This window comes from Deinococcus aerophilus, assembly GCF_014647075.1.
Lineage (GTDB): Bacteria > Deinococcota > Deinococci > Deinococcales > Deinococcaceae > Deinococcus > Deinococcus aerophilus.
On record NZ_BMOM01000065.1, the window covers coordinates 1 to 4,183 of the forward strand.

At 59.5% G+C, this 4,183-nt stretch carries 2 protein-coding genes; one reads left to right on the plus strand and one right to left on the minus strand.

Annotated elements, in window-relative coordinates:
* The first annotated feature begins 302 nt into the window (after positions 1–302).
* Positions 303–3,299, plus strand: a complete 2,997-nt coding sequence (locus IEY21_RS16535) for a PAS domain S-box protein (RefSeq protein ID WP_188905440.1) — start codon at positions 303–305, stop codon at positions 3,297–3,299.
* 89 nt (positions 3,300–3,388) lie between these two features.
* Here IEY21_RS16535 and IEY21_RS16540 read toward each other — a convergent pair whose 3' ends face one another.
* On the minus strand, positions 3,389–4,072 hold the full coding sequence (locus IEY21_RS16540; protein ID WP_188905441.1) for a GGDEF domain-containing protein: 684 nt from the start codon (positions 4,070–4,072) through the stop codon (positions 3,389–3,391).
* Positions 4,073–4,183: the final 111 nt, after the last annotated feature.

Consider the following 4,183-nt stretch of genomic DNA (forward strand, 5'->3'; position numbering starts at 1 on the left):
CCAGAATCTGTGACTTCGACACTCCCAGATTCTCTCGGCTGGGAGCGCTTTGGCGTCGTTATGCAGGTGCAACTCCTGAGTTCAGGATTAGCCGGGAAACGGTCTACCAGTATCTAAAGACTAACGCTGGCGCAGCACGTACCGAAAATGCACCCATCAAGCTGAATTCGCCATCAATTTGCGAGCAAGCTAAAGAAACTTTATAGCCACAATTTTATAAATGCAGTTCACATTTTTCTTGAAAGATCACCCTTCAGTTTTATAGACTGAGCGGCCAAATCGATCTCGCAGATAGGAGGAATATGAAATTCCAACAACCGTCTGCCCTGGAGCCTTACCTCATGAGCCATGCGCTCGAGGCTTGCGTCACTGGTGTGGTCATCGCCGACGCGCGGCAGGGAGATTACCCTGTGGTGTACGTCAATCCAGCCTTCGAACAACTCAGCGGTTACCGGGCTGCTGAAATCATCGGCCGCAACTGCCGCTTTCTGCAAGGCGATGACCGTGACCAGGAGGCCCGGCAGGACCTCCGCGAAGCGATGGCCCATGGACGCACCATCACTACGGTTCTGCGCAACTACCGCAAGGACGGCTCCATGTTTTACAACGAGCTCGCGCTGAGCCCCATCCATGACGCCGCAGGGCTCCTGACGCATTATCTGGGCTTCCAGACCGATGTTACGGCACGTGAGGAAGCCCGTCAGGCTGAGGCCAAGGCTCGCGAGCAGATGGCCATCACCCTGAACCGGGTGACCGACGGCCTCATGTCCTTCGATCCGGACTGGAACTTCACGTACATCAACGAGGCGGCGGCTCGAATCTCGGGTCGCCGTCCCGAGGATTTCATCGGTCAAAATCTCCTCACCTCTTTTCCCGAATTCAAGTCGCTGGCCATTGCTCACTCTGTTGCAGATGCTGCAGCGACCGGGAGCACGCAGAGTGCTGTCAGCTACATGGCTCCATTCGGGCGCTGGATTGAACTCACGGCGTACCCGGGTCCCGATGGCATGTCACTGTTCACCCGCGACGTCACCGAGGCCAGACAAGCGCAGCGCGAACAGCAGATCAGCCAGGAAAGCTTTTCTGCCGTGTTCCAGGCCAGTCCCGTCGCCATCTTTGTCACCCGTCAGAAAGACAAGCACTTTATTGACGTGAACACCGAGTTCCTGCGTCAGAGCGGCTACACCCGTGAGGAGGTCCTCGGGCGATCCTCTCAGGACCTGGGGCTCTGGGCCGATCAGATGGACCGTGAAGTTGCCTGGAGCATGATAGACGGGCACCTGCCGGTTCACAGCCGCGAAGTCCTGTTCCTGAGCAAGACGGGGACCGAGATGCGCGGCGTCCTCTCAATCATTCCCATCGAATTGGCGGACGAGGCCTACGTGATTGGGTTCGTGCGGGACATCACCGAGGAAAAGCGGGCCCAGCAGCAACTTCAGGCCAGCGAGGCCCGCGCCCGCCACATCGCGGCGGAATTGCAGCACACCCTGGATCTGTCCCTGGACCTGATTGTTTCGGTTGATTCGGACCACCGTTTCAGCACGGTCAGCGCCGCTTCACGCCAGATTCTGGGCTATGAGCCTGAAGAGATGATCGGCCACCCCATTGTGGATTTCATTCATCCCGATGACCGCGCCTCGACCGCCAAGGAGGCACAACGCGTCCGTGATGGACACGTCACAACGACATACCAGAACCGGTACTGCCACAAGGACGGAAGCGTGGTCTGGCTGGAATGGTCAGCGGTGATGCTGCCTGCCAACGGGATGGTGTACGGCGTCGGACGCGACATCACCCAGCGCCGCATAGATGAGGAGGACCGGGCCTTCCTGGCGGCCATTGTTCAGGCCAGCCGCAATGTCATTATCGGCCTGTCGCTGGGCGGCATGATCCGCTTCTGGAATCCAGGGGCGCAGGCGCTCTACGGCTACACGGCTGATGAAGCGATCGGCCAGCCAGTCACATTCCTGGTGCCTGAGGAGTTCCATGCGCAGGAAGAGGCGTTCTTCGCTCGGGTCAGACAGGGCCAGCAGGTCCAGCCGTTTGAAGCCTGGCGCATCACGAAAGCTGGACAGAGAATTCTGGTGCTGGTCACTCTCGCACCCATCCTGAACGCTGCCGGTCAGGTGATCGGCGTCTCTAGGATCGCCCAGGACATCACGGCCCTGCGAACGGCCGAACAGGAGGTTCAGACTCTGAACAAGAGCCTTCAGCAACAACTGCGTCAGGTCAGTGGCCTGCGGGCTATTGACCAGTCCATTGCCGTCAGTGCAGAACTCAACGTGACCCTCGGTCTCATTCTCGACAACGTCAGGGACCAGTTGAACATGGACGTGGCCACCATCTTGCTGCTCGATCCACAGCGCAAAACACTCCGCTACACGGTGACCCGGGGCTTTTATACGGCCCAGCTGGAAGCGTCGGTCCTGAAACTGGGCGTGGGCCTGGCAGGACGCGTGGCCCGGACGCGCAAACCCCTCAGTGTGCCGGACCTTGCCACCGGAGAGATGCCGCCAGCCTGGCGGGCAACCTTCCAGGAGGAGGGACTGACGGCGTACTACGGTGTCCCGCTGATCAGCAAGGGGCAGGTGCTGGGCGTGCTCGAAGTGTTGTGTCACGAGTCCTGGCCGCTGTCATCCGAGTGGCTCGCCACATTTGAAACCCTGACCAGCCAGACGACCATTGCCATAGACAATGCCTGGCTGGTCGAGAAGCTGGAACAGAGCAACCTGGAACTGCGTCTGGCCTACGACGCCACCATCGAGGGCTGGGCCAGGGCACTGGACTTGCGTGACGAGGAAACGGAAGGACACTCGCGCCGGGTGACCGAGATGACCGTCGAGCTCTGTCAGATGCTGGGATTTACGCCCGCACAGCTGATTGATGTCCGCCGGGGCGCACTGCTGCACGATATGGGGAAGATGGGGATTCCCGACGCGGTGCTGCTCAAGCCGGGGAAACTCACCGACGAGGAGTGGGTCCTGATGAAAAAGCATCCGGAATATGCGGTGAATCTGCTTTCACCCATCGAATTCCTGCGTCCCGCACTTCAGATTCCGCAGTACCACCATGAAAAGTGGGACGGCAGTGGGTATCCGGCTGGGCTGACAGGAGAGGCCATTCCGCTGGCCGCCCGGGCATTCGCAGTGGTGGATGTTTATGACGCGCTGACCAGTGACCGCCCCTACCGAAAAGCCTGGACGCGGGAGCAGACCATCACCCATCTCCAGAACAGCTCAGGCACGCACTTCGATCCCGAGATCGTAGAGGTCTTCATTCGCATGATTGGGCAGCCGTAGTGCTGATTCGAACTGTCCCGACATCACGTATGGACGAAGATAAGGCCATCAGGCTGATGACCTAAACATTGCGGTCTTCCACCCCTGCTTCAACTCAGGTCTGAGGAACGGGGGCTACATAAGATCAGCTGATCAATGTCCACCGGGGAGCGCTGGTCCTGGGCTTCGTCATACCAGGCATACCCGCCGCCCGCGCGTTTCATGCGGTACATGGCAGCGTCCGCCTGATTCAGAAGCTGTTCGGGTTTCTGGGTGTGGTCCGGATAACTGCTCAGTCCGATACTGCAGCGCACGAAAATGTTCTGACCGCGCAGCATGAACGGCTCCTCGAAAGCTTGCTGAATCCGTTCCATCACATTCGCAGCGTCGTCTGCCGAACGGACATCGGTCAGCAGCAAGGTAAATTCGTCACCGCTCATGCGGGCCACCACGTCGCTGGTGGCCACCGAGTGTTTCAGACGCAGGGCGACCTGCTGTAGAAGGTCGTCGCCCGCCGCGTGCCCGAGCGTGTCGTTGACGAGCTTGAAGCGGTTGAGGTCCATCAGACCCACCACCACTTTTTCACCGGAATGGTCCGCACGGCGGCAGGCCTGGGCCATCAGCTGGCGGAAATGGGCACGGTTGGGAAGCCCCGTCAATGTGTCGTGGAGGGCCATCGTGCTGAGGTCCTGAACCGCGCGGCGCAGATTGAGTTCATCCATGGCCATCGCGGCGAACGATTCGAGCAGGGCTGCCTGCTCAGCGCTGAACTCACGCGGCCTTTGGTCGAGCACGCAAAATGTGCCCAATTTATGACCCTCTGCAGCTGGCGGCCTGACAGATTTTATGAGATTGGACGGAAAACGAGTTGCCAGCCGACCTCAAGGGTGGTTTGAGGAGGGGCG

What these genes read in the sequence shown, in the direction of transcription:
- IEY21_RS16535 (WP_188905440.1), top strand. Translation starts at nt 303, where the DNA reads ATGAAATTCCAACAACCGTCTGCCCTGGAGCCTTACCTCATGAGCCAT.